Source organism: Rhodococcus sp. NPDC079359 (assembly GCF_040702585.1).
GTDB lineage: Bacteria > Actinomycetota > Actinomycetes > Mycobacteriales > Mycobacteriaceae > Rhodococcoides.
On sequence record NZ_JBFBLH010000001.1, the window covers coordinates 993,132 to 1,019,086 of the forward strand.

A 25,955-nucleotide genomic window follows, 5' to 3' on the forward strand; every position below is an offset into this window, starting at 1 on the left:
TTATGTCCCTAGGTGGGGTGAGTGCGCACTTTCGACGAAGTCCGCCCGTAAGAAGTCGAAATCGCACCCTTTGTCGGCTTGGAGGGCGTGCGCGTTGTGGAGCCAGGCGAAACCACGAGTCGCCGTTGCCGGAGGCTGAAACCGGCGTCGCTCCCGCAGTTCTCGATCGGGCACGTGATGGGAGATCGTTCCCGAGGACGCATCGATCTCCACTTCGTCGCCGTTGCGCAGAAGCCCCAGGGGTCCGCCGGCAGCCGCCTCGGGACTGATATGCAACACGACGGTGCCGGTCGATGTTCCGCTCATCCGGGCGTCCGAGAGACGGACCATGTCGTGCACGCCGGCTGTGGCCAGCTTTGCAGGTATCGGAATGTGCCCCACCTCAGGCATTCCCGGGGCGCCCAGTACACCCATTCCCCGCAGGACCAGAATGCTGTCGGCATCGACATCGAGATCAGGATCGTCTATTCGTGAGTTCAGATCCTCGATCCCCTCGAATATCACGACCCGCCCGCGATGCTGCAGCAGAGCAGAGTCTGTGATGCCGGCTGTCTTCAACACGGCCCCCGACGGTGCCACATTGCCGGTGAGCATGGTCAGCCCACCGCGTGGGGCCAGCGGCGCATTCAAAGGTGTGATCGCCGGGTGCGGGGTGTAGATGCCTGCGGCGAGTTGTTCGGTCCACGATTGTCCCGACGCAGTGGGTGTCTCACCGTGCACGAGTGAATCGAGGGTGTGAAGAATCGCCGGCACCCCGCCGGCGTCGTCGAGATCCCGCAGCAGCATCGTGCCGCCAGGACGGATATTGGCAAGGTACGGCGTCGTCGATGCCCATTTCTCGAAAAGATCGGTTCCGATGGTCAGCCCCTTGCGCCCTGCGATGGCCTCCAGATGGATGACCGCGTTGGTCGAACCGCCCAGCGCGCACACCACGCGAAACGCGTTTTCGAGTGATTCGATCGTGATCGATTCGGACGCGGTGGTGCCACGCTGGATCGACTCGACGATGAGGCGGCCGGTCCGATACGCGATGTCCGACCGTTCGGTGCTACCCGCCTCCGCGAACGCCGATCCTGGTAGCGCGAAGCCGAGAACTTCGACGACGGCGGACATGGTCGATGCCGTGCCCATCACGTTGCACGTGCCGACGCCGATGTTCAGGGCGCCCTCGAGTTCCAGCCAGTCGGCGTCGCTCACTTTTCCCAGACGACGCGACTCGCACAGCGGCCAGACGTCGTCGATCGTTGTCGCACTTCCTTTGAAGCACGACACCGGACGCGGTCCAGCGGTCACCATCATTGCCGGCTTGTCGGCGCTGACTGCTCCCATCACCTGAGCCGGCACGGTCTTGTCGCACCCGCCCAACAAGACAACGCCATCGATCGGGGCGGTGGAGATCATCTCCTCGACATCCATCGACATCAGGTTGCGGAGGTACAAACTGGTCGGACGGGTGAAGGGTTCGGAGATCGAGATGGTGGGAAATTCGATGGCGAGGCCGCCTGCTGCTTCCACACCCTCCTTCACCCGCCTGGAGAGTGCGCTCAGCCCTGCGTTGCACGGATTGAGTTCACTTGCGCTGTTGGCGATCCCGACTACCGGCGTACGGCGCACCTGGTCGGCGGTGAAGCCTTCCCCGCGCAGGAATGCACGATGCAACAGACCGTCCTGCCCTCCGTTTCGGAATTGTGCACCACCGCGCTGGTGCAATCCTCGCTGGGACAATGTGAACTCCTAAGTGTCGATGAGGGTGGTCAGGGATCGGGCAACCGAGGAAACAGTCGATGCGGTACAGACGAACTCGCAGCCGATTGAACCTGTGTAGCCCGCTGCTCGTACTCCACGCAGAAAGTGGCCGATCGGAAGCGCTCCGGTACCCGGCGCACCGCGGCCCGGATTGTCGGCGAACTGCACATGGCCTGCCGTCGCCGCATATTCGGCCGATGCCATCAAGCGCGCTGCTGCCGACTCTCCGTCGAGTGCATCGGCCGCGATGTGGTAACCGTCGAGCAGCACCGACGTGTGGAGCCGAGTATCGGGGTCGAGTCCGTCGAGGAGATCCAGTGCCTGCTGCGGAGTGCGGATCGGATAGTTCGGATTGTTTCCCACCGACAAGTGTTCGAGAACTATCCGGGTGTTCGGGCCACGAAGAACAGCGACAGCCTTGCGGAACGACGTCAACGCAGCGGCATCGGCAGCGTCTCGATCGATATCGGCTGACACATTTCCGTACAGCAAATTGAATGTCCCGCAACCGGTCTCGTTCGCAACGATTGCTGCCACGTCGATGCTCGAATCGAGTGCAGCTGCGGCCTCCGGGATGCAGGCGAGTCCACGTGCTCCTGAGCTCGATCCCCCCTCGTAGAGATTCATACCGCTGAGCCGAAGTGGGTACGCAGCTACCAGCGACAGGAACTTGTCCACGTCTCGACGAGACGGTGCTGCAGTCGAGAACGGCCACCATATTTCGAATGCATCGAACCCGGCTCGCGCAAACACGGTCAACCGCTCCGGCAGAGGAACGTCGCGTGCCATGGTCGAGGCATGAGCGCTGAATCCAACCGGATTCGGTCTCGTCCCCACGGGCTGGGCACCTCCGCAGTGCGGCTGGGGGCGTGCATGACTCATGGCATGAGCGGACGTGCGATGGCAGCGATGTCGGGGGTTCCCCCATCGCGCGCCGCGTGATCGAACATCGAGCGTGCAGCATCGAATACCGGTGACGGTGCGGCGATTCGACGAAGGAATGCATCCACCTCTACCAGCACACCCGCCATGGCGGTCACAGGCGCACCGGCATCGGCGTAGTCGGAAGCGAACGCGCGCGGCATGTTTCGCTGCATCATCGCCGACTGCGCCCACCCGCCCGCAAGTGCTTCCACTGACGCCGCGGAGTCCAGACCCGCCCGCACTACGGCAGCTGCCGCCTCCGCTGCTGCCGCCGAATTGACCGCGACCAGTACCTGATTGATCAGTTTGAGCTTCTGCCCCGACCCGACTGGACCGACACGAACGGCCCGTTCACTGTATGCAGCGAACACCGGCCGCAATGCGTCGACAGTGTCGGCGTCACCGCCGATCATCAGTGTGAGGGTTCCGGCATGGGCGCTGCTCGGTCCACCGGATACAGGGCAGTCGACGAACGCGGCCCCGACGTCACGCGCTGCCGAATCCAGTTCCATCGCAAGCTCCGGCGAGAAAGTACCGTGTTCGACGAAGACCTGGCCGGCGCGGGCACAGGCGAGAACATCTCCGTCCAGAAATATCTCTCTCACAGCCGCCGGCGTGCGAAGACAGCTGAGCACCAGGTCGGCGCTGACGGCCGCCTGGCCCGGCGTGGCTGCCCAGCTCGCGCCTCCGTCGATCAGAACTTGCACGCGCTCGCGGTGCCGGGCCCAGACGATGACGTCATGACGAGCGGCCAGCAACCGGAGCGCGATCCCACGTCCGATGTTGCCGGGGGCGATGAAGGTGATGCGCACGTAGGACTCCTGTCGGTGACGTCTAGTACACCGTACAAGAGATTGCGTGAGCGGACCACACGGATCTGCAAATGTTCGGAGGTGTTGCTAACGCGCACTCACCCGAGGAGCGAGAGATGGCCATCGTCGGCCACCCCGGACCTATGATGCCTGCAGCCACGGCCGTCGAGATGTCCGCGACGGACCCTTCGGTGGGTGTACTGCGCGGTCGAAAATCTACCGGAGTTCACAGATATTCTTGCAGCGTCAGAACTTTGCTTGACTGGTGTCTTCGACCAGCCGGGCCGGATAATGCAATCCGCATTGCACGGTTATCCGACGGCACATCGTTCTGAAGGGTCATCGAGAATTCGATGCATGAAGATCCGTTCGGTGAGAATGCTCCGACCCGTGGTGCAGGCCTCGAACACAATCCGAACGAGCGATGTCATCGTGGTCGAACAGCTGCCCGCCAGGCTTGCATGTGACGAGCCTATGTGTTCAGGGTATAGAACACGGTGCAGGTCGGCGTGCCGACCATGATCGAGAAAGGGCAAGGAGGTGCGATCGTCCTGACGAGCTCGACCCAAGGGATTGTCGGGCGCGGGCGGCAACGGCGCAGGCGACGCCGCCAGTAAGCACGCGGTCGTCGGGCTCATGCGCACCTTTGCGAATTGGCTGGCACAGTGTGCGGGGCAACAGCTTTCGCCGACTTTTAGACGCCGGTGAGGTTGACGCCGATCATGTCGTCCCACGATTGCTCGGAAAGTTCCCAGAACGGGCCCTGGGTCCAGATTCCGGCATTCGCGATGAGTACGTCGATCTTGCCGAACTCCGCGATCCCCGACGCCACCGCCGCGTCCACCTGGCTCTGATCCCGAACGTCGGCAACGACACTCAGTGCCCGCCGGTCCAAGGCTTCGACCTGCTTCACCGTCTCGGCCAAGTCGCTTTCCTTCGCCATCGCGTACGGAACCGTCGCAATCTGATCAGCGATATCGACCAGAATGACATCCGCACCCTCGCGGGCCGAGACCAGCGCGTGTGCACGACCCTGTCCACGCGCGCCGCCGGTGATCAGAACTGTCTTGCCGTCGAGAAGTCCCATCAGAGTCGTCCTCCTGCATCGACCACATGTGTGGTTCCGGTGATGTACCGCCCGGCGTCCGAGACGAGGTATAGGACAGCATTGGAGATGTCCTCGGACTCGATCATGGGAACGGGGAGCGTGTTGAGCGTCAGTGCGGCTTCCTCGAAGTCGGCTCGGGTCGGTTCGGCCAAGTCGGGGCGGAACAGTCGAAATGTTGCGTCGTTGAGGATCATCGGGGTGGCCACGGTCGTCGGATGGATCGTGTTGACGCGAATACTCTGTGGCCCCAACTCCTTGGCAAGTACCTGCATCAAACCCACCAGGCCGGCCTTCGCGGCGGTGTAGTGGGCGATGTTTCCGTTCGCGATCATCGATGCCAACGACGAGGTGATGACAATGGATCCGCCGCGGCCGCCCGCGACGATATGCGGTGCTGCGGCACGGACGGTCTTCCAGACGCCGGTGAGGTTGATGTCGATCATCGTCTGCCACATGACTTCCTCCATCTCGAGAGCCGGCGACATCGTGTTGATGCCGGCATTCGCGATGACGATGTCGACGCGACCGAGTTCAGCGGCACCGGCGTCGACTGCTGTGGTCAGTGCGGCCAGGTCGCGAACGTCGGCCTCGGAGGCGATGATGCGACGATCGAGTTCCTCGACCAGCCGAACGGTTTCGGCCAGGTCGTCGGCGGTCGCAGTGCTGTACGGAACGGTGTCGACCTGGGTCGAGACGTCGACGGCAATGATGTCCGCGCCTTCCTTTGCAAGCGCTATCGCGTGGCTGCGGCCCTGCCCCCTGGCGGCTCCGGTGATGAAGGCGACCTTGCCCTCGAGTGAACCCATGCTGCGCTCCTGACATGAAAGTGTGATGTGGATCTCAGTTTATGTCACACGGTGTCAGAACGTACGCGTTTCGAGATGCGAGGATGAGCGAATGGCACACGGTGACAGCGGAGGGCGTCCGTCAGCGACCAGTCCGCACGAACTGGCCGCTGCGGCACAGCAACTGTTCCTCGAGAAGGGTTTCGACGAAACGAGCGTCGAAGACATCGCGTCCGCAGTCGGAGTCAGCAGACGCACGTTTTTTCGATACTTCCCGACCAAGGCAGACGTGCTGTGGGTGGAATCGCCCTCCGAACTCGCCCGGCTACGAGATAACTTGGCGGCCGACGACGGCTCTGCTCCCTATGAACAGGTGTTGACGCGGTCCATTGTCGCGGCGTTGACCTACCCGTCGGAGCAGCACGAATGGGCCTACCAGCGGGCACAATTGGTGCTGAAAGTACCGTCCGTCCAAACGCATGCGTCGTTTCGATTTGCCGAGTGGAAGGATGCGGCGGCCGAATTCGCCGCTATTCGGAGCGGCTCTTCCAAGACGGACCTGTTCCCGATCGCCGTCGGACATGCCGTGCTCGCGGCGATGTTGACGGCGCACGAATACTGGATCGGCGGACCAGGGCGCGACCTGCCACAGGCACTCGAATCGACATTCTCGATGCTACTGCCCGGCCTTCCGACGCGCTGACGCGCTACCGCGATGAAACACCTCGGAATCGGGCGGACGACTTCCGACTCCGGAGGACGACGCGCGCGAACTACGTCGACGATCGAGTGGGGGCCTCCAGCATCCACCGCGGCAGGGACGCGACAACGACATCCAATGCGAATTCGGTTGTCACCGAGGGATGTTCGATCGCAGATTCGATCACGCCGGCATAGGCGTTGGCGATGTACGCCGCGTGTAGATCCACAGCCGACGAGTAGCGTGGGGTGCCGACCCGAACGCGGTCTATTTCGGGTATTCGTCTGACGGAGGTCACGATCGAGTGGCGCAACGCGTCGAAGAAGTGGTCTCTGAGGAGCATGTACAGATCGGGATGAAGTCGCCCGGTCTTCGCATCTCGATAGATCGAACGATGGAGACGGACATGATCGATCATGGCCCCGAAACTGTGCCGAACTGCGGTGGTCAGATCGGCATCGGGCTCCGCGGTGTCCGCACGCATGCGGTCACCAACGACATCCAGCTCGGCAGTCAGAACCTGCTTGAGCAAGGCCACCGGGGAGTCGGAGTGGTTGTAGAAGGTTCGCCGAGTCACTCCTGCTCGCTCACACAACGCGGTGATGGTCACCTCCGTGACCGGACCCTCCGCGGCCAGGGCCAGAATCGCACGGGACAGGGCTTCTCGACTACGCACAGAGCGAGGATCGGCCGCCGAGTCTCGTCCACGATCCGCTGCCATATCGCAGAGCCTACGAGATGCATCTCACCGCCGGCAAACTATTACACAGTTGTATATTTGATGCATGACGTCTGAACCGAGGAATGCGATACGGCGCGCTGCGCTGCTGCCGGCGCTGGTGATGTTGGGTGTGGTGTCCACCGCGGTCGGCAGCCTGGGAGCCCCGCTGCTGCCGACGATCATGACAGACATGGATGTATCCCTGTCCACATCACAATGGGCCCTGACCATTTCGTTGATCACCGGCGCTGTGGCTGCTCCCGTTCTGGGCCGCCTCGGCGATGGACGTCACCGCCGCGAGGTCGTTCTCGGCGCGCTGACTGTCGTGGCGCTCGGGTGCGTACTGTCTGCTCTACCGCTGGACTTCGCCTGGTTGCTGGTAGGCCGTGCGATGCAGGGAGTGGGTCTGGGACTTGTTCCCCTGGCGATCACGGCGGCGCGCGACGGACTGCCCGACCGGCAGCACGCATCGGGTATCGCCCTGATCGGTGTCACCACGGCCGCGGGACTCGGGATCGGCTACCCCGTTGCCGGGGTACTCACCGAGTACGGCGGGTTGCCTGCCGCTTTCTGGTTCGGTGGGATACTCACGGTCGTCACCATCGGAGTGTCGGCCTGGGCGCTTCCGCCGAATCCCGACCGCCCGGCCGCACGGTTGGACACGGTCGGTGCCGGCCTTCTCGGCATCGCCGTCGTTGCGATGTTGTTGGCGTGTTCGCAAGGCGCGCACTGGGGTTGGACTTCCGCCACACTGCTGTCGTCGGCCGCCGTTGCGGTCGTGGTGACAGCTGTGTGGACGTGGTGGGAACTGCGCCATGATACGCCCTTGGTGAACGTGCGTCTGTTGCGGCATTCCTCGGTACTCGCTGCGAACGTCATGGTCGTTCTCGTCGGCGCGGGTATCTACCCCTTGCTGTCACTGGTCGTCCGCTACGTGCAGACCCCGCTCAGCGAGGGCTACGGGTACGGATATTCGGCGGCACTCGCGGGACTCATGCTCGTGCCGTACTCCCTGGGAAGCTTCGTGGCCAGCCGGTTGGCGGTCCGGGCGATGCGGCGGTTGTCACTCGAAATACTGGTCGCAGCGAGTAGTGCCGTCCTCATCGCGTCGATGGCCCTGTTTCTCACCACTCGCGCCCACCTGGTGCCGCTCCTCATCACCATGGCGCTCGCGGGATTCGGTATCGGCGTAGTCTTCGCAATCAACCCCGCCCAAATCCATCGGGGTGCTCCCCCACAAGAAACCGGAAGCGCCAACAGCTTCTACCAGGTTCTCCGCTATATCGGGTATTCCGTCGGCAGTGCCCTCAGCGCAACGCTACTCGTCGCCAACGAATCCACATCCACAGGCCGACCGACCGAAGACGGTTACACTGCCGCGGCGTGGACCGGGATCGTCCTTCTCTGCCTCGCAGCTGTTGCCGCGCTGCTGCTGAGCCGCAATGCAGCCGTCGGCGCGTGCCGCCGTAAGCCGCTGACACCGCGCGCTTTCCGGGTTGGCCACTCCTGACGAGTTCGTTCCGGCCGAACGAGGAAAGACGCTCGAGGGTGATGTCGGAAGCAACCTCGTTCCGCCAGGAATCACACCCATCACACTCCCTTATATCGCGTGGCCGACGACGACGAGAATGAGTATTGATGAAGGCTCGTGACACACTTCGCTGACGATCCTGTCGGATCTAGTCGTCGGTCGCGTGTCCGACGATCCCTGCAGCGAAATGTGTGGCTTCGACCACATCCGAAGCCGCAAGCGCGTGGACCGATGAACGTCCGAGTCCGAGGACCGCGGAGTCCAGGCCGCCGCGCAAAATGTCGAGCACGTTCTCCACCCCGGCCTGACCGTTCGCCGCGAGACCCCACAGATACGCGCGCCCGATCAGCACTGCCCGCGCACCCAACGCCAACGCCTTCGCGACATCACTTCCCCGCCTGATCCCACCGTCGAGGGTGATCTCGACCTGATCGCCCACCGCTTCGGCGATCGCCGGCAACACCCGGATCGACGCCGGGGAACCGTCGAGATTGTTGCCCCCGTGATTGGACACCGAGATCGCGGTGACACCTGAGTCCACGGCCCGCAGTGCGTCGTCGACCCGCGCAATCCCCTTGAGCATGAACGGACCGCCCCACTGCTCGCGTAGCCACGCGATGTCCTCCCACGACGGCAACGGAGTGGACCTCCACTCGCGATACGCGGCGAAGAACGTCGGCGCAGGCCCACCGGGTGGAGCGAGATTCGGTGCCGTCAGATCCGGGAACGCACCCGACCGCGCCCACTGAGCGAGCCACCGCGGACGGGCAAGCACCTCGGGTGCCAACCGGAGTATTGCCCTGGCGTCGAGGCGTTCCGGTATCACCGGACTCCCCCAATCGCGGCCCTCCGAGAACGACCAATCCATCGTCAGAATCAGCCCGACGGCACCCGCAGCACGTGCACGATCGAGCATGTGCACCAACAACTCCCGCGAACCCACCCAATGCAGCTGAAAGAACGTCTGCGGATTCGCCGCGACGACCTCCTCGATGGGCTTACTCGCGAACAACGACAACCCCATCGAAATCCCCCGTGCCGCTGCTGCTCTCGCGACGGCGACCTCACCATCGGGATGGACTGCCTGCACACCCGTCGGGGAGATCATCACCGGAAACGACAGCGGCTGCTCCATCAGCGTCGTCGACAACTCACGGGTATTCGCCAAGCCGGCCACGTGCGGGGCGAATCCGAGTTCACCGAACGCAGCGGTGTTGTCGGCCGAGGTGATGCCCCGCTCCGAACCCGCCACCAAAGCGGAGTAGACGGATTTCGGTAGACGTTTCTTCGCGCGCCGCTGAGCCTCGGCGACAGTCTCGAACCAGTCGGTCACACACCCAGCCTGCGGTCGAACCCGGCCGGCATGACCACATCCGAGGGTGACAGGTCGTGGACGGAGGTGTGACCGAGCCCGAGAATCGCGGAATCGACTCCGCCACGGAGGATGTCGAGGACGTTCTCGACACCTGCTTGCCCGTTCGCCGACAGACCCCACAGGTACGCCCGCCCGATCAACACCGCCCGAGCACCGAGAGCCAGCGCCTTCACGACGTCGCTGCCGCGCCGGATTCCACCGTCGAGGGTGATCTCGATCTGATCACCCACCGCCTCTGCGATCGCCGGCAGAGCACGAATCGGAGCCGGCGTCCCATCGAGATTGTTACCACCATGATTGGACACCGAAATCGCAGTCACACCCGCATCGACAGCCTTCTTGGCATCGTCGACCCGCATGACACCCTTGAGCATGAACGGCCCACCCCACTGCTCACGCAGCCACGCCACGTCCTCCCACGTCGGCAACGGAGTCCCCATCCACTCCCCGTACGCCCCGAAGAACGTCGGAGCCGGACCACCCGTCGGCGGCGTCAGATTCGGCGTCGTCAGATCCGGGATCTTCCCGGTCTTGGCGAACTCCCACAACCACTTCGGCCGCATGACGCCCTCCGGGGCGAACTGCACCATGGCTTTGAGGTCCATCTTCTCCGGGATGGACGGAGAGCCCCAATCGCGGCCGTTCGAGAACGACCAGTCCAATGTCATGATCAACCCCACCGCTCCCGCCGCGCGTGCCCGCTCCATCCGCTGCAACAAGATCTCGCGTGACCCCACCCAATACATCTGGAAGAACGTCTGCGGATTCGCCGCCGCGACCTCCTCGACCGACTTGCTCGCGAACGAGGACAAACCGATCGGAATCCCACGCGCCGCAGCAGCTCTCGCGACAGCGACCTCACCGTCCGGGTGTACGGCCTGCACACCCGTCGGGGAAATCATCACCGGGAACGACAGCGACTGACCCATCACCGTCGTCGACAGATCACGCTTGTCCGACAACCCCGCCACATGCGGGGCGAATCCTAGTTCACCGAACGCAGCCATGTTGTCATCGACCGTGATACCGCGCTCCGAGCCGGCCACCAACGCCGCATACACGGACTTCGGTAGACGCTTCTTCGCACGCCGCTGCGCCTCGGCAACGGTCTCGAACCACGCACTCTTCGCCATCAGTGTTCCTGTTCCATTCCTGCGAGCGGGTTCTCGTCGCAGATCTTCGCCGGCGGACGCATCATCAACGTCAGCGGCACCGACTTTCGGGGGGTCTTGCGCTGACCGGTACGAGAATGATCGACACTGGACTTGGGGATCTCCCCCGCCGCTGCCAACGCCATTTCGCCGTTGCCGATGACGCATTCGGGGTCCGGACCGTCCATCGGCAGGCCCGTGAAGAATTTCGCCGCCATGCACCCGCCGCGGCACGCATCGAAGTGGGCGCACTTGGTGCACGCACCCGAGGTCTGCGGTGAGCGCAACTCCTGGAATAACTCCGAGGTCTGCCAGACGGATTGGAAGCCGCCCATGCCGTCTTTCGCGTCGCGGACGATGTTCCCGGCGAGGAAGTTTTCGTGGATCGCGAACGGACACGCGTACACATCGCCGATCGGGTCGATCAAACACACCACTCGCCCGGCACCGCACAGGTTCAGACCCGGCAGAGCGTCCCCGAATGCCGAGAGGTGGAAGAACGAATCCCCCGTCAGCACACCCTGACCGTTGGCGACGAGCCAGTTGTAGAGCTCACGCTGCTGACCCGCCGTCGGGTGCAGATCGTCCCAGACATCCGCGCCTCGCCCTGACGGCCGCAGACGCGTGATCCGCAGTGTCGCAGCATATTTGTCGGCCAACGCTTTGAAGTCGTTGAGCTGGCTGACATTGTGGCGGGTGACCACGACCGAGATCTTCGCGTCGCGGAACCCGGCCTCCTTCAAATTCTCCAGAGCGCGGCACGCCATGTCGAACGAACCCGGTCCGCGGACCGCGTCGTTGACCTCTGCCGTCGCGCCGTCGATGGAGATCTGTACATCGACGTAGTCCGACGCCGCCAACCGCGCGGCGACCTTCTTGTCGATCTTGACTCCATTGGTGGAGAACTTCACCCCCACCTGATGCGCCGTCGCGTAGTCGACGAGCTCCCAGAAGTCCGAGCGCACCGTCGGCTCACCGCCACCGATGTTGACGTAGAACACCTGCATCTTCTGCAACTCGTCGATGATCGACTTGCACTGCTCGGTGCTCAGTTCACGCGGGTCACGGCGACCCGACGAGGACAGGCAGTGCACGCACGACAGATTGCAGGCGTAGGTCAACTCCCACGTCAGACAGATCGGCGCGTCGAGACCGAGCTCGAACTGATCGACCAGTTTGCCTACTGCGGGCGGCGGGAGGGGTCTATCCAACATGGAGGTCATGGGTGGTCCTCATTCACAGATTTCAGGAGTCATGTCCGACGGGGCTGCGTCGGACAGAGAGCGATCGAACCGTCGAGGGCTCGAAACGGCCGGGGCAGTCAGAGCGTGGTGATCATGCGCGAATCAGCGAGCGTCGCAAACGCTTTGGTGTACGTGGCCATCCCCGACTCCGGGATACCGGCGGCCGCGATCGCGGCACGCATAGTCGGGTGATCGGGGAACGATTCGATGATCGCTACGATCGTGCGGTTCTTGAGAAAGGAGAGCTTGCGGGTTCCGAAGTGGTAGAGCAGCGCCCCGAACGATTCGGGTCGCAGCGCCACCTGCGGATGCAGAGTCCACTGTGTATCGAGATCGAGTGCGTCCTGCACTGCAGTGGTCATGATCAGTACACGCCGCACATGCCGTCGATCGACACTTCCTCGACCAACGACTCCTCCACCAGATCCGATTCGACGACAGCCGTACCGACTACAGCGTTCTCGTTGTTCTTCGACATCGAGGTACCTCCAGGAGTAGTTGTGGACCACAATCGCAGTCGATAGTGGCTCGGATCACCACGATAATGGCACTGAGTGCATAAAGCTAGAGTTCGGAGAAGAAAGATGGCCTCAGGCCCCACACCGTCGAGACCGACAGGTCGGCGACCGTCCACGACGCGAGGACAACTGAGCGACCTCGGCATCGAACTGTTCACGTCGAAGGGATTCGACGAGACCAGCATCGATGACATAGCCGATGCCGCAGGCATCGCACGTCGAACGTTCTTCCGCTATTTCCCGTCCAAGAACGCCGTTCCGTGGGGCGATTTCGACAATCAGCTCGCTGCACTCCGGGCCCATCTCGACGGCCTGCCCGTCGACATAGGCCTTGCAGAGGCACTTCGATCGGCGTTGCTGCAGTTCAACACGTTCCCTCCGGAGGAAGCCGCCGTCCACCGCGAGCGAATGGCACTGATTCTGGGAAATCCTGCACTGCAGAGCTATTCGATGGTCATGTACGAGGGCTGGAGGCTGGTTATCGCCGAATACGTAGCTGTTCGGACGAAACGCGCACCGACCGATCATCTGCCACGCACAGTCGGATGGATTCTGCTCGGCATAGCGATCTCGGCATACGAGCAGTGGCTGGCTGACGACGAGTCAAGCCTGGTTGAACTCCTGCACGACGGAACCAGCATTCTTAACGGCGGCCTCGACGGTCCGCTCTGAAGGCGATATTCGACCCGATCTGACTCGTTCAGCTTTTCGCCCAGCCGCATTACTACGCGCACAACACAGGACCGACCCAAGTCTGCGTACGGTCAGCTATCAGCGCGCGCGAGCTGCCGGCCCGCACCTAACAAGTCAACGGCAGCACCTCGCCGTGTCCAATAATTTGGCGCTCAAACCGGCCACTCCGATCAAGCCTTGTGCACAAACTGCAATACAGACCAGCTGGTTGCTAGCGCATTGAGTACGAAGTCGTTACGGTGCCTAGTTACCGACGATATCGAGGCTAGGGAGGGCGCAGGGCAGATGCCGGGGAGATGGAAAGCCGCGGTCACCGGGGCGGGCTCGGGAGTGGGCCGCGAGGTCGCTTTGCAGCTAGCACGCTCGAACTGGTCCCTTTCCCTCGCAGACAAAAACTTCGACGACCTTCTCGATGTCCAGTCACAATGTGCGGCTTCCACCAATTTCGCACACGCGACCCATCTAGACGTCGCCGACCGGACCGAAGTCGACTCGTGGGCAGCGACTTCACGCTCCGCAATGGGCGGTATCGATGCGATCTTTAACGTCGCGGGAATCCTCTATAGCGGCGATGTCATCGACACTCCCCCAGCTGACTTCGATCTCGTGATGGCAACCAACTTCGAGAGCGTCGTGAACAGCTCCCGCGCATTTTTGCCGGACATCCTGAACTCACGTCGAGGTCGAATCATCAATGTCTCATCTGCATTTGGGGTTATGTCCGCACCCGGCTACTCCGCCTACAACGCGTCCAAATTTGCCGTACGAGGTTTCACCGAGGCCCTCAACCAAGAGCTACGGCTGACGTCACGAACCGCGCGTGCGACATGCGTTATCCCCGGTGGAATCAAAACGTCGATCGCGCGGACAGCACGGGCGGCACCCGGCGTTGACAAGGCGCGGACTGCCGAACTATTCGATAGCCACATAGCCCGAACCACCCCTGAAGAGGCCGCCCGCAAGATTATCGCGGGTGCGTGGAAGGGAAAATCGCAGGTGACAATCGGGAATGACGCTCGCCTCATCGACGTGACCACGCGCGTGCTCGGCCCTCATTACCAACAACTGCTACCTACGCTCCAAGCACTGCGGCGGCGCTGACAAGCCGTCACCAACGGACAATTCACTCACCAGACCTGCGGGGGTCGATCAACCATGACGAATAGCTGGATTCTCATCGAGACGTTCGGAGACGCAGAGCCGTCCGTGATCGGAGTTGGATCTTCGCCGAAATCCTTTGTCTCACCTCGTAATGTTCTCCGCAGCTCCGCCAGCCGCAACGAGGCAGTGGCCGCGGTAGCGGAGGCGCTCTCCACAGGCGCCGAAGTGGATCGCCTATCCAAAGACCGATTCAGGCGAGTACTGGCCGAACCACTGCGAACGTTTGCGGGCCGTACACATGGCGCATGGGTGTGGCTCGGCCAGCGCGACGAGTCTCCGCCTCCACGGGATGCCGCGGGAGCATGGCAGTTCAACCTTACGAAGAGCACAGCAAGCGGTAGTAACGATCTACTCGACCTTTACCGCGTTCCGCAAGACGAGCGCGAGACCCAGCGTGCACTCGCGGGCGCGTTCACGCGACTTGTCACCAACCGTGACGAGAGCGAAGCAATGGCCAAGATCGTGCAATCAGCGCCGGGCACCACTCACCAAGCAGTCTGGACAGTGAGGCGGGACGACGGTGAACTTCGGGCCGCGCACTTCTCGTGCCGGATGATTGCCGAAGACGGGGTTTCGGGCACCGAAGTCATCCTGAGGGGTATCACCCACGACATCGGCCCCGCAGGTGAAATCAATATCGCTCCACCACCTACGATTCTCGAGCATCGCGTTCTGGAGGCTTCCACCAAGGACGGCGAGTACCGCGCGCTGGTGAACCTCAGAACACTTAACTTGTTGCGCTGGTACAACTCTGACCCCGCACCGGATATCTGCTGGGAAAACCTTCCTGGCGAACCGGTACCTGCAATTCATCCGGACGACGTACCAATTGCGAAGCAAATGTCGAACGCACTCGCACGCGAACGCACCAACGGCGCGCTTCGCTTCAGAACTCTCGACGGAAATTGGAAGCCGATGACAATCGATGCGGTTTTGGTCTCGCTCGATCAGCACACCACGGCCGCACTCGTCACTCTGACCGAATTGTCCGAGGAGTAAATAAGTTCGCGGATCCTTACGGATCCAGATAGCCCGTTGCGGACTGAGTGCAGTTGAAGCGCGAACGCTGAAAGTGCGTTTAATAGTTGCGTTGTCTACAAGGACTGTGCGCGTGTCGTGCGGGCATCGCGCGTTCGACTCCACGCAGCCGCCACCGTCCGAGCCGACACCCCATACGCTTTGGAGAACGACTCGATGCGCTCCTCGTTCTCGGGCTTGCGCCCACGTTCGATGTCGGCGAGAACGGTGGTCGACATCCCGAGCAGCTGCGCAGCGTCGCCCTGGGACAGCGCGGCATGCACCCTCAAGTCGGACAATTTGAGCTGAGACTCCGGAATGGGAACCAGCGCCGCGACCGACGTATGCAGGGCGTTCGCGATCCGGCCAAGCGCCGCAGGCGGCGGCGTTGAGCGCCCCGTCTCCCAGGTCGATACCGCCTGCCTGGTCGCGCCCACTTTCGCCGCAAGGTCGTCAGCACTGAACCCCGCACGTACCCGTAGCTCCCGCAACCGGTCGGCGCGAAACCCACGAACTCCGCTTCGCGGCACTATCCCAACTCCCTGTCGACCCTTCAAGACAGTCCCATCTTCCTCGATCGACGATGTCCATGAACTCTTGTGCGTTTTATAGTTGCGCGCTATTGTTGCAATCATGCGTCAATCCGAGTTGAGTTCCGCGAAGCTGAACCGATTGCGCGGTGCACCAAACCTGTTCTACAGTCCTGATGCGCACCCAAAAGGGAATCCTCGGTGCTTGTCTATCTCGGCACTGCTTGTAGCGCGGGACATCAGGTCGGTCTGTTCACAGAATCCGTCCGATCATTCCTGTCGGGAGTTCTACATGTTCGCGTCGCTCGCCCTTGCCGCATCGCAGTTGCCGTCGACGGCTGAGATCAGCATTTACCGGATTCGAGATTCACGCGGTCGAACCGTCCGAAACCTTGGCTCAGTCAGGGCGGTCGAGGCGGACGTCTGTGGACACCGAAAATCGACTAGGGAACGAGTAGTGACACTGAGCGGCACGGAGCCCTATTTTGGGCCAACAAAGGCGGTCCCGGACTTCTCCGAAACCGCCTCTGGCCTGCATCTCTCTGTGTCGGGCTGACAGGATTTGAACCTGCGACCACTTGACCCCCAGTCAAGTGCGCTACCAAGCTGCGCCACAGCCCGCCGCGCCTCGAAAGGCGCTTGCTGAGATTACCCCAGCCCTACCCCTGAGAGGAAATCGCCTGCTCAGGGGCGGGGTCGGGCTACATCAGCGGTTGTTGCCCTTGCCCGGCCGTTCCCGCTTCTCGCGGATACGTACCGAAACACGGACGGGGCTGCCGTCGAAGTTGAACTCTTCACGCAGACGCCGCTCGATGAATCGGCGGTAGCCGGCCTCGAGGAAGCCAGTGGTGAACAGCACGAACGTCGGCGGCCGGGTGCTGGCCTGCGTCGCGAACATGATGCGCGGCAGACGTCCCCCTCGCATCGGCGGCGGAGTGGCCGCCACGACCTCCTTGAGCCACGTGTTCAGCCTGCCGGTGGGGACACGCTTGTCCCACGACTCCAGAGCCGTCTCCAGAGCGGGCACGAGCTTCTGGACCGCACGGCCCGTCTGCGCCGAGATGTTCACTCGCTGTGCCCACGGCACCCGAGCGAGATCGCGATCGATCTCCTTCTCGAGCTGCTGACGACGATCGTCGTCCACCAGATCCCACTTGTTGAACGCCAACACCAAAGCGCGGCCGGCATCGGCGACCATGCTGAGCACACGCATGTCCTGTTCCGAGATCACCTCGGAAGCATCGAGAAGCAGAATCGCGACCTCGGCGGCCTCGATCGCGGACTTGGTGCGCAGCGATGCGTAGAACTCGGCACCACTGGCATGACTGACGCGCTTGCGCAGTCCGGCGGTGTCGACGAATCGCCATGTCTTGCCGCCCAATTCGACCAACGAGTCGACGGGATCGACGGTGGTGCCGGCAACATCGTGCACCACCGAGCGCTCGTCACCCGAGAGCTTGTTGATCAGCGAGGACTTGCCCACGTTCGGCTTACCGACCAGAGCAACACGCCTGGGTCCCCCACCGGGGATTCCTTCGCGCGGAGTCTCGGGCAACGCCTCGAGAACCCGGTCCAGCAGATCACCGGTACCGCGGCCGTGAGTCGCGGAAACCGACAGCGGCTCCCCCAGACCCAGCGACCACAGTGCGGCGACCTCGGACTCGGTGCGGCCGTCGTCGACCTTGTTGGCCACCAACAAAACCGGAGTCTTCGACCGGCGCAGCACTCGTGCGACAGCCTCGTCCGTCGTCGTCGAGCCGACTCGCGCGTCGACGACCAACAGGATCGCGTCGGCGGTGTGCATGGCCAACTCGGCTTGGCGCGCAACGGATGCCTGCAGACCCTTGGCGTCGGGCTCCCAACCGCCGGTGTCCTGCACCAGGAAGCGTCGACCACTCCAGTTGGCCTCGTACGACACCCGGTCGCGGGTGACGCCGGGGACGTCCTCGACGACGGCTTCGCGTCGTCCGATGATGCGGTTGACGAGCGTCGACTTACCGACGTTCGGACGACCCACCACGGCGAGAGTCGGTACGGCAACGGCGTCTTCGCCGTCGTCGCCCTCGTTGAGGTCGACGTACTCCCACTCGCCTTCGTCACTCCATATTCCGTCGCCCGCGGTTTCCGCTGCGCCGGAGAAGAATTCTTCACTCACTGCACTGCTCCACTTCTGTCGTTCACCACGAGCAGCAAACGCTCGATCACGCCGTCGAGATCCAGCTCGCTGGTATCGACGATCACCGAATCCTCGGCGGGACGAAGCGGTGACACTGCTCTCGTCGAATCTGCATGATCGCGGCGTTGCACATCCGCGAGCACGGATTCGTAGTCGTCGTCGCGACCCTGTTCGATGTTCTGTTTGTTGCGACGCTCTGCCCGCGCCTCCGGTGAGGCAGTCAGGAACACCTTCACGTCGGCGTCGGGAAGAACGACGGTGCCGATGTCGCGGCCCTCCACGACGATTCGCGTCGACGAGCTCGCGAGGTCGCGCTGCATCTGCACCAACAACTCGCGCACCGCAGGCACTGCGGACACCGCAGAGACGGCCTTGGTGACTGCGTCGCCGCGGATTTCGCCGCTGACGTCCTCGCCGTCGAGCAACACGGTCTCGGACAGCGGGTCCTTGCCGATCTCGAGGGGAAGCGCCGCAACGGCTTTCGCGACCGCATCCGCATCGGTGGGCTCGACGCCCGAACGGAGAACCCATACCGTCGCGACGCGGTACATCGCACCGGTGTCGAGGTAGCTGGCTTCCAGTGCCGACGCCAGTCTGCGCGATACCGACGACTTACCGGTGCCCGAGGGACCGTCCATCGCCACGACGAGCGCACTCATCACAGGCCTACGGATTCGTAGAGCTTGCCGATCTCGCCGCGACCGAGAACACGCAGTGTTCCTGGACGCTGATCGCCGAGCACGATATTGCCGACATCGGTACGCACGAGGCGCCCGACCGGGAATCCGACCTTGTCGAACAACCGACGCACGATGTGCTTGCGGCCCTCGTGCAGGGTCACCTTGACGAGCGACTTGCCGTCCGAGATGTCGAGCAGCTGGAAGCCGTCGACCTTCACCGGGCCGTCGTCGAGAGTGACGCCCTCGCGCAGCTGCTTGCCGAGCGTGCGGGGGATGGTGCCCGACAACGTCGCGAGGTAGGTCTTCGAAACCTCGAACGACGGGTGCATCAGGCGGTGAGCAAGATCACCGTCGTTGGTGAAGAGCAACAGTCCCTCGGTGTCGGCATCGAGACGGCCGACGTGGAACAGTCGCTGCCCCGCCTGGACCCGCTCGGAGACGATGTCGCCGACGCATGGGCGTCCCAGATCGTCGGACATGGTGCACTGCCATCCACGCGGCTTGTTCATCGCGAGATGAACCAGCTCTTCCTTCACCACCACGCGGGTGCCGTCGACACGGACCACGGCGATGTTGGGATCGATGCGGATGCCCTGTTCGGTGACGATGCGTCCGTCGACCTCGACGCGGCCGTCGGCGATCAGTTCCTCGGCGGCGCGACGCGATGCGACGCCGGCCTGTGCGAGCACCTTCTGCAACCGAACACCTTCACCGGCGGGTACGTGCTTGCGCGGTGAGGAATCGGTGTGCTGATGCTTCGCCGGCTTGGCGTTGCTGATCGTGGTCGACGGAACCTGCTTCTTCTGCGGCTTCGGCGGCTTGGGACGCGACGGCTTCTTGCGAGGAACAGCGTCGTTGCTGCGGTCGTTGACGCCGGTCTCGACGGGCGTGTAAACGGTCGATTCGTCCTGCTCGACGCCACGGCGAGGGGCAGGTCGGGCTCCTGTGCGAGGAGCTCCGGTACGGGGCGCGCCTGCGCGAGGTCCTCCAGTGCGAGGAGCTCCTGCGCGAGGTCCTCCGGTACGAGGAGCGCCGTCACGGGGCGCAGCGTCGCGGGTGCGATCTCCGCGGCGCGCGTCACGCGGAGTGTCCGACCTACCTGCGGTCGGCTTCCTGCGTGGATCTTGTCTCTTGTTACGGTCCGGTGTGCCATCACGGCGAGCGGGCTTGTTCACTTGTCTTACCTATCAGTCGTCCGAGTCGAGCTCGGCTGCCGGATCGGGTTTCGATCCGCGGTTCTTGGTGGAGCGGGTCATTCTCGGGTCGGTGTCCATGCTGTCACTGATCTCGTCGATCAGGTCCACACCCGGCAACAGCGGTGCCAGTTCGGGTAGATCACCGAGCGATGCGAGCCCGAGCCGTTCGAGGAACAGCTCGGTGGTGCAGTACATCGTGCCGTTCGTCTCCGGGTCCGTTCCTGCTTCGGAGATCAGTCCACGGGCGAGCAACGTACGCATCACTCCATCGACGTTGACTCCTCGCACGGCGCTGACTCGTGCGCGGGTCAACGGTTGACGATATGCGATCACGGCCAGGGTTTCCAATGCCGCGCGTGTGAGCTTGGACCGAGCGCCGTCCAGAAGCAGCCGTTCGACGTACGGCGCATAGGCGGTTCGGGTGTAGAAACGCCATCCGTCACCGGCATAGCGAAGGTCGATTCCGCTGGTTCGTTCGGTCAGTTCGGCGGCCATCGCCGTCAAGGTCGCGCGCACGCGGGCCACCGAGGCACCCACGGCGGAGGCGAGCTGCTCGTCCGAGGCCGGTGTGTCGACGATCAGCAACACGGCTTCGAGAGCCGACGCGAGAGTGGTGTCGTCGAGCTCCTCGGAATCGTCGACGTCCTCGAGCTCGAGTTCGGGGTCGGCACTCATGCGTAGTCCTCTTCCGTGACCACGATGGGTCCTTCGTCCTTACCGGTCCAACTCACTCGAAGATCGCCGAGCGGCTCGGGCTGCTCGAACGCGATCACCTGTTGCCGGAACAGCTCCAGCAACGCCAGAAATCGCGCGATTATTTCCACCTGCACCTCGCAGTCCTGCACCAACTCCGAGAACGACGCCCACTCGTTCAGGCCTCGCCCCTGCAGATTCTCGAGCAGCCATTCCGCCTGCTCGGGAATCGAGACAGCGTGCTGATGAATGTGATCGAGTCCCACCTGGGGAATCGGCTTGGGCCTGAACGCCGCTGCGGCGATGTCTGCGAACGTGGCCGGGTCGACGCCGAGCAGCACCTCGGGAATCAGGTCGGCGTACCTGTCCTCCACCGACACCGATCGCGGATAACGCCGCAGCGCAGCAGCTTCCAGCTCACCGAACAGCAGAGCGACCTGCTTGTATGCGCGGTACTGGAGGAGTCGAGCGAAGAGGAGATCTCGCACTTCGAGCAGCGCCAGGTCCTCGGCGTCCTCCACATCACCCGAGGGCAGCAACCGCGCCGCCTTGAGATCGAGCAGAGTCGCGGCGACGACGAGGAATTCCGTCGTCTGGTCGAGGCCGACATCGGCACCGAGTGACTTGGTGAACGAGATGAAATCGTCGGTGACGGTGTGCAACGCCACTTCGGTGACGTCCATGCGGTGTTGACTGATCAGTGACAGCAGCAGATCGAACGGTCCCTCGAAGTTGAGCAGACGCACCCGAAATTTCGACGGATCCGCGTCGGCGGGAACCTCGATCGGGGCTTCGTCAGCAGCGTCGACGGTCACGGACCCGACCGGTAGATCACCTCGCGCGCCAGGGCGCGGTACGCCTGTGCGCCGCCGGATTTCGGAGCCCACGTGGTGATCGGCTCACCGGCAACGCTGGTCTCGGGGAACCGAACCGTGCGTGTGATCACCGTGTCGTAGACGACGTCGCCGAACACCTCGACCACTCGCGTCATCACCTCACGCGAGTGCAGTGTGCGGGCGTCGAACATCGTCACCACGATGCCGGCCAACTTCAGCCGCGGATTGAGACGATCGCGCACCTTCTCGACGGTGTCGTTGAGCAATGCCAGGCCACGAAGGCTGAAGTACTCGCACTCCATCGGGATCAACACTTCGTCGGCACACGTGAGGGCATTGACCGTCAACAGACCGAGGGACGGCTGGCAGTCGATGAGCACGTAGTCGTAGCGATCCAGAATCGGATGCAGCACTCGACCGAGCGTCTGCTCGCGGCCCACCTCGGTGACCAGCTGAATCTCAGCGGCCGAGAGGTCGATGTTGCTGGGCATCAGATCGAGATTCTCGACACGAGTCCGCATGATGATGTCGTCGGCGGAGACCTTCGCCTCGACGAGGAGGTTGTAGACCGTCAGATCGAGCTCGTGATGTGCAACGCCCAATCCCGCGGACAGTGCGCCCTGTGGGTCGAGGTCCACGAGCAGCACGCGACGGCCGTAGCCGGCCAACGAGGCACCGAGATTGATGGTCGACGTCGTCTTGCCGACGCCACCCTTCTGGTTGCACATCGCGATGATCTTGGCCGGGCCGTGATTGGCCAACGGTTGCGGATCCGGGACGGTCCGAGTCATCCGACCGGTGGGCCCGAGCTCGTTCGGAGCAGGAATGATGTCGCGTGTCTCCCGACTGGATTCCGGTTGACGCGTCTGGAACAGGCCACCGTCGAGATGTGGATGATCCAAAGCTGACTCCGCCGCTGGCGGCTGCGGTGTCGACACGTTCCAGCGCTCCCCTGTCCCGTTCGTCTTCGAGTAGTTCTGAGAACGCTACCGCTTGGTGCGCCGGCAGCGTCATCGGACACGCTGACGCACGGCCGCCGGCCTCGTGCTATCTCGCCCGCGGATGCGCGCCGGCCCACACTTCGCGCATCGTGTTCACGGTGACGAGGGTGTAGATCTGCGTCGTCGTCACCGACGCATGTCCCAACAGCTCCTGCACGACGCGAACGTCGGCACCACCGTCCAGCAGATGCGTAGCGAAAGAATGCCGAAGAACGTGCGGTGAGACCCCCGCGGTGATCCCGGCCCGCACGGCCGAATCCTGCAACACCTGCCACGCACTCTGCCGAGACAACCTGCCGCCTCGGACGTTGAGGAACAGCGCAGGATTCGAGCGCGAGACCAGCCCCGGCCGTCCACGCACCAGGTAGGCGTCGACTGCCTCGATCGCGGGTCGCCCGACCGGGACGATGCGATGCTTGCCGCCTTTGCCGCGCAGCAGCACCGAGCGAGCTTCGGTGTCGATGTCGTCGACGTCGAGCCCCACTGCCTCGGAAATTCGAGCCCCGGTGGAATACAGGAGCTCCAACAACGCTCGATCCCGCAGTCCGCGCGGGGCATCGGGACCGGCAACCGAGGCCGATTCGAGTAGCGCCACCACCTGATCGACGGGCAGCGACTTCGGCAACCGCTTCGCCGGCTGGGGCGGCTTGACCTCGCTCGCGACGTTGCGCTCGACCATCCCTTCCGCGAGCGCGAACCGGTGCAGACCGCGCACAGCAATCAGCGTCCGAGCTGCCGAACTTGCTGCGAGAGCAGGGAATTCGTCATCACCGCGCCGCAGATAGAGCACGAACTCGGTGATGTCGTTCTCCGAGACCTTCGCCAGATCGGTGATGCCGTAGCCGCCGAGGAACCGCTCGTACCGCACCAGGTCGCGACGGTAGGACGACACCGTGTTCGGCGCCGACCCACGCTCGACCACCAGATGGTCGAGGTAGGTCTGAATCTGCTGGCCGATCACGGTGACTACTTTCGTGAACTCTTCCGCTTCTCGAATGCTGTCGGCAGATCGGGCCACGGGGCATCGGCGGGGCGCAGTTCGGTGCCGGCAGCGCGCGCCGCAGCGAACGCGAGCACGCCCGCCACAGCGGACGCATTGACGATCTCACCCGACAGCGCCCGCCGGACGGCCTCGTCCATCGGCACGAAGGAGAGTTCGATGTCTGCTTCCTCGTCGTGTGCCTCCGGCCGATCCACTTCCGTCAGGTCCTGTGCCAGAAAGATCCGTACGGCTTCGTCGGTGAACCCGGGCGAGGCCAACACGTCGACCAGCACCGACCATGTGCCGGCGGCAAGCCCGGTTTCCTCGGCGAGCTCACGCTGAGCTGCCAGCACCGGCGGCTCCCCCGGCTCGTCCAGCAGACCGGCGGGCAACTCCCACAGTCGACGACCGACGGGATGCCGGTACTGCTCGATCATCGCCACACGGTCCTGATCGTCGACGGCCAGAATCCCGACCGCGCCGTGATGCTCGATCACCTCACGCTCGGCCTTGCGGCCGTTGGGCATAGCGACCTGATCGAGCCGGAGGGCGAGGATGGCACCCGAGTACGGCACCGACGACTCGAGAGTGGTGAACTCGTGCCGAGGCTCGCTCATCCGACGGTCTCGGCCGCGTCCGATTCCTCTGCCACCACCGTGTCACCGTGAATGTCGACCGGCAGACGCTCCGCAGCCTTGTACTTCAGCGCCGCATTGATCAACGACGCGAACAGCGGATGCGGACGGGTCGGCCGGCTCTTGAGCTCCGGATGCGCCTGAGTAGCGACGAAGAACGGGTGCACCGACGCAGGCAGTTCGACGAACTCGACCAGGTGCCCGTCCGGAGATGTACCGCTGAAGACCAAGCCACTCTTGGCAATTCGATCCCGGTAGTCGTTGTTGACCTCGTAACGGTGACGGTGGCGCTCCGAGACGTTCTCGGTGCCGTACGACGCCGCGACCACCGAGCCCTTCTGCAGGGTGGCCGGGTAGGCACCGAGGCGCATCGTGCCGCCGAGATCGGCGTCACCGGCGACGGCGTCTTCCTGATCGGCCATCGTGGAGATCACCGGATCCTTGGTCTCCGGGTCGAACTCGGCGGAATTGGCATCGGTCAGACCGACCGAACGAGCCGCCTCGATGACCACACACTGCAATCCGAGGCACAACCCCAGCAACGGAATCTTGCGCGTACGGGCGAACTCGATGGCCCCGAGCTTGCCCTCGATACCGCGGATACCGAAACCACCGGGAATGAGCACGGCATCGACGTCGCCCAACGCGGCCTGCGCCCCCGCAGGCGTCGAGCACTCGTCGGATGGCACCCACTTGATCTCGACCTTCGCGCGATGGGCGAATCCTCCTGCACGCAGCGCCTCGGTGACCGAGAGATACGCGTCGGGCAGGTCGACGTACTTGCCGACCAGGCCGACGCGCACGGTTTCGCGCGGCTGGTGGACGCGCTCGAGCAGGCCACCCCAGATGGTCCAGTCGACATCGCGGAACGGGAGACCGAGCTGACGGACGACGTACGCGTCCAGGCCTTCCTTGTGCAGCACCTTGGGAATGTCGTAGATCGACGGCGCGTCGGGCGTGGAGATGCAGCCGTCGACGTCGACGTCGCACATGAGCGCGATCTTGTTCTTGAGCCCCGGCGGCACATCGCGATCGCAACGCAGGATCAACGCGTCGGGCTGGATACCGATGCTGCGCAGTGCTGCGACGGAGTGCTGGGTGGGCTTGGTCTTGAGTTCACCGGACGGAGCCAGGAACGGAACCAACGACACGTGCAGGAAGAACACGTTGTTGCGGCCGACGTCGTGGCGCACCTGACGCGCTGCTTCGAGGAACGGCTGCGACTCGATATCGCCCACGGTGCCGCCGATTTCGGTGATCACGACGTCCGGCTGATGGCCCTGCAGATCCGGGCCGTTCATCGCGAGAATGCGACGCTTGATCTCGTCGGTGATGTGCGGGATGACCTGAACGGTGTCGCCCAGGTATTCACCGCGGCGTTCCTTGGCGATGACCGTCGAGTAGACCTGGCCGGTGGTGACGTTGGCGAACCCGGACAGATCGCGGTCGAGGAATCGCTCGTAGTGTCCGACGTCGAGGTCGGTCTCGGAGCCGTCCTCGGTGACGAAGACCTCACCGTGTTGGAACGGGTTCATCGTGCCTGGATCGACATTGAGGTAGGGATCGAGCTTCTGCATGGTCACGCGCAATCCGCGTGCGGTCAGTAGCTGGCCGAGGCTGGATGCCGTCAGGCCTTTTCCGAGTGAGGACGCGACGCCCCCACTGACGAAAATGTGCTTGGTGTCGGAACGCGACTGAAGGCGTGACAATGAGGCTCCCGTGACGAGTCTGCAGGGCTTG

General features: G+C 63.4%; 26 protein-coding genes and 1 tRNA gene. 5 read left to right on the forward strand and 22 right to left on the reverse strand.

The genetic code is table 11. The annotated features are described in order from the left end of the window. From AB0362_RS04490 to AB0362_RS04510, 5 genes are all read right to left on the reverse strand, one after another. Nucleotides 1–1,725 (reverse strand): dihydroxy-acid dehydratase, encoded by a 1,725-nt coding sequence (locus tag AB0362_RS04490; protein WP_366234935.1) that lies wholly within the window; start codon nt 1,723–1,725, stop codon nt 1–3. Between the two features lie 9 nt (nt 1,726–1,734). Next, a complete protein-coding gene (locus AB0362_RS04495; protein ID WP_366234936.1) occupies nt 1,735–2,628 on the reverse strand; it encodes a TIM barrel protein in 894 nt (297 codons plus the stop codon). Next, nucleotides 2,625–3,482 carry an NAD(P)-dependent oxidoreductase gene (locus AB0362_RS04500; protein ID WP_366234937.1) on the reverse strand — a complete coding sequence of 286 codons (858 nt, stop codon included), beginning with the start codon at nt 3,480–3,482 and terminating at the stop codon, nt 2,625–2,627. Before AB0362_RS04500 ends, AB0362_RS04495 begins: the two co-directional genes overlap by 4 nt. A 694-nt stretch (nt 3,483–4,176) precedes the next feature. Further along, entirely contained in the window at nt 4,177–4,569 is a 393-nt protein-coding gene (locus AB0362_RS04505; RefSeq protein WP_366234938.1) for an SDR family NAD(P)-dependent oxidoreductase, read from the reverse strand. Then, nucleotides 4,569–5,396, reverse strand: coding sequence for a mycofactocin-coupled SDR family oxidoreductase (locus tag AB0362_RS04510; protein WP_366234940.1), 828 nt, complete (start codon nt 5,394–5,396; stop codon nt 4,569–4,571). The genes AB0362_RS04505 and AB0362_RS04510 overlap by 1 nt, the downstream gene beginning before the upstream one ends. Before the next feature lie 91 nt (nt 5,397–5,487). On the opposite strand from AB0362_RS04510, the gene AB0362_RS04515 reads away from it, so the two are divergent. Then, entirely contained in the window at nt 5,488–6,078 is a 591-nt protein-coding gene (locus AB0362_RS04515) for a TetR family transcriptional regulator (RefSeq protein ID WP_366234941.1), read from the forward strand. 70 nt (nt 6,079–6,148) lie between these two features. On the opposite strand, the gene AB0362_RS04520 is transcribed toward AB0362_RS04515, so the two are convergent. After that, the gene (locus AB0362_RS04520; protein WP_366234942.1) at nt 6,149–6,796 is read right to left on the reverse strand and encodes a TetR/AcrR family transcriptional regulator; all 648 of its coding nucleotides are present in this window, start codon (nt 6,794–6,796) and stop codon (nt 6,149–6,151) included. 64 nt (nt 6,797–6,860) lie between these two features. Here AB0362_RS04520 and AB0362_RS04525 point away from each other — a divergent pair, with 64 nt between their 5' ends. Continuing rightward, nucleotides 6,861–8,306, forward strand: coding sequence for an MFS transporter (locus AB0362_RS04525; protein WP_366234943.1), 1,446 nt, complete (start codon nt 6,861–6,863; stop codon nt 8,304–8,306). Between the two features lie 169 nt (nt 8,307–8,475). On the opposite strand, the gene mftD (AB0362_RS04530) is transcribed toward AB0362_RS04525, so the two are convergent. The 5 genes from mftD (AB0362_RS04530) to mftA all read right to left on the reverse strand — a co-directional run bounded on the left by mftD (AB0362_RS04530) (nt 8,476) and on the right by mftA (nt 12,575). Further along, entirely contained in the window at nt 8,476–9,660 is a 1,185-nt protein-coding gene (gene mftD / locus AB0362_RS04530) for a pre-mycofactocin synthase MftD (protein ID WP_366234944.1), read from the reverse strand. Continuing rightward, nucleotides 9,657–10,835: a pre-mycofactocin synthase MftD gene (gene mftD, locus AB0362_RS04535; protein WP_366234945.1), complete on the reverse strand. Its 1,179-nt coding sequence runs from the start codon at nt 10,833–10,835 to the stop codon at nt 9,657–9,659. The genes mftD (AB0362_RS04530) and mftD (AB0362_RS04535) overlap by 4 nt, the downstream gene beginning before the upstream one ends. Further along, complete coding sequence (gene mftC / locus AB0362_RS04540) at nt 10,835–12,076, reverse strand: mycofactocin radical SAM maturase (RefSeq protein WP_366234947.1); 1,242 nt, start codon at nt 12,074–12,076, stop codon at nt 10,835–10,837. Before mftC ends, mftD (AB0362_RS04535) begins: the two co-directional genes overlap by 1 nt. 98 nt (nt 12,077–12,174) lie before the next feature. Beyond that, on the reverse strand, nt 12,175–12,459 hold the full coding sequence (mftB, locus tag AB0362_RS04545; RefSeq protein ID WP_366234949.1) for a mycofactocin biosynthesis chaperone MftB: 285 nt from the start codon (nt 12,457–12,459) through the stop codon (nt 12,175–12,177). 2 nt (nt 12,460–12,461) lie between these two features. After that, entirely contained in the window at nt 12,462–12,575 is a 114-nt protein-coding gene (gene mftA / locus AB0362_RS04550) for a mycofactocin precursor MftA (RefSeq protein WP_080733295.1), read from the reverse strand. Between the two features lie 106 nt (nt 12,576–12,681). Here mftA and mftR point away from each other — a divergent pair, with 106 nt between their 5' ends. From mftR to AB0362_RS04565, 3 genes are all read left to right on the forward strand, one after another. Then, entirely contained in the window at nt 12,682–13,287 is a 606-nt protein-coding gene (gene mftR, locus AB0362_RS04555) for a mycofactocin system transcriptional regulator (RefSeq protein ID WP_366234950.1), read from the forward strand. Nucleotides 13,288–13,593: 306 nt separating this feature from the next. Further along, on the forward strand, nt 13,594–14,409 hold the full coding sequence (locus AB0362_RS04560; RefSeq protein WP_366234952.1) for an SDR family NAD(P)-dependent oxidoreductase: 816 nt from the start codon (nt 13,594–13,596) through the stop codon (nt 14,407–14,409). A gap of 54 nt (nt 14,410–14,463) precedes the next feature. After that, a complete protein-coding gene (locus AB0362_RS04565; RefSeq protein ID WP_366234953.1) occupies nt 14,464–15,468 on the forward strand; it encodes a GAF domain-containing protein in 1,005 nt (334 codons plus the stop codon). A gap of 95 nt (nt 15,469–15,563) precedes the next feature. Here AB0362_RS04565 and AB0362_RS04570 read toward each other — a convergent pair whose 3' ends face one another. The 11 genes from AB0362_RS04570 to AB0362_RS04620 all read right to left on the reverse strand — a co-directional run bounded on the left by AB0362_RS04570 (nt 15,564) and on the right by AB0362_RS04620 (nt 25,924). After that, entirely contained in the window at nt 15,564–16,016 is a 453-nt protein-coding gene (locus AB0362_RS04570) for a helix-turn-helix transcriptional regulator (RefSeq protein WP_366234955.1), read from the reverse strand. A 547-nt stretch (nt 16,017–16,563) separates the two neighbouring features. Beyond that, a tRNA-Pro gene (locus AB0362_RS04575) sits at nt 16,564–16,637 on the reverse strand. An 85-nt stretch (nt 16,638–16,722) separates the two neighbouring features. Continuing rightward, nucleotides 16,723–18,171 carry a ribosome biogenesis GTPase Der gene (gene der / locus AB0362_RS04580; RefSeq protein ID WP_149405670.1) on the reverse strand — a complete coding sequence of 483 codons (1,449 nt, stop codon included), beginning with the start codon at nt 18,169–18,171 and terminating at the stop codon, nt 16,723–16,725. Then, the gene (gene cmk / locus AB0362_RS04585; protein ID WP_094668760.1) at nt 18,168–18,851 is read right to left on the reverse strand and encodes a (d)CMP kinase; all 684 of its coding nucleotides are present in this window, start codon (nt 18,849–18,851) and stop codon (nt 18,168–18,170) included. The genes der and cmk overlap by 4 nt, the downstream gene beginning before the upstream one ends. After that, a complete protein-coding gene (locus AB0362_RS04590) occupies nt 18,851–20,047 on the reverse strand; it encodes a pseudouridine synthase (RefSeq protein WP_366234956.1) in 1,197 nt (398 codons plus the stop codon). Before AB0362_RS04590 ends, cmk begins: the two co-directional genes overlap by 1 nt. Nucleotides 20,048–20,059: 12 nt before the next feature. Then, the gene (scpB, locus tag AB0362_RS04595; protein ID WP_094668762.1) at nt 20,060–20,743 is read right to left on the reverse strand and encodes an SMC-Scp complex subunit ScpB; all 684 of its coding nucleotides are present in this window, start codon (nt 20,741–20,743) and stop codon (nt 20,060–20,062) included. Then, on the reverse strand, nt 20,740–21,546 hold the full coding sequence (locus tag AB0362_RS04600; protein ID WP_256989338.1) for a ScpA family protein: 807 nt from the start codon (nt 21,544–21,546) through the stop codon (nt 20,740–20,742). Before AB0362_RS04600 ends, scpB begins: the two co-directional genes overlap by 4 nt. A 26-nt stretch (nt 21,547–21,572) precedes the next feature. Further along, complete coding sequence (locus AB0362_RS04605) at nt 21,573–22,535, reverse strand: ParA family protein (RefSeq protein ID WP_068051009.1); 963 nt, start codon at nt 22,533–22,535, stop codon at nt 21,573–21,575. A gap of 109 nt (nt 22,536–22,644) precedes the next feature. Continuing rightward, nucleotides 22,645–23,559 (reverse strand): site-specific tyrosine recombinase XerD, encoded by a 915-nt coding sequence (gene xerD / locus AB0362_RS04610; protein ID WP_094641577.1) that lies wholly within the window; start codon nt 23,557–23,559, stop codon nt 22,645–22,647. 5 nt (nt 23,560–23,564) lie between these two features. After that, complete coding sequence (locus AB0362_RS04615) at nt 23,565–24,197, reverse strand: NUDIX hydrolase (RefSeq protein WP_366234957.1); 633 nt, start codon at nt 24,195–24,197, stop codon at nt 23,565–23,567. Continuing rightward, nucleotides 24,194–25,924: a CTP synthase gene (locus AB0362_RS04620; RefSeq protein ID WP_149405668.1), complete on the reverse strand. Its 1,731-nt coding sequence runs from the start codon at nt 25,922–25,924 to the stop codon at nt 24,194–24,196. The genes AB0362_RS04615 and AB0362_RS04620 overlap by 4 nt, the downstream gene beginning before the upstream one ends. Nucleotides 25,925–25,955: the final 31 nt, after the last annotated feature.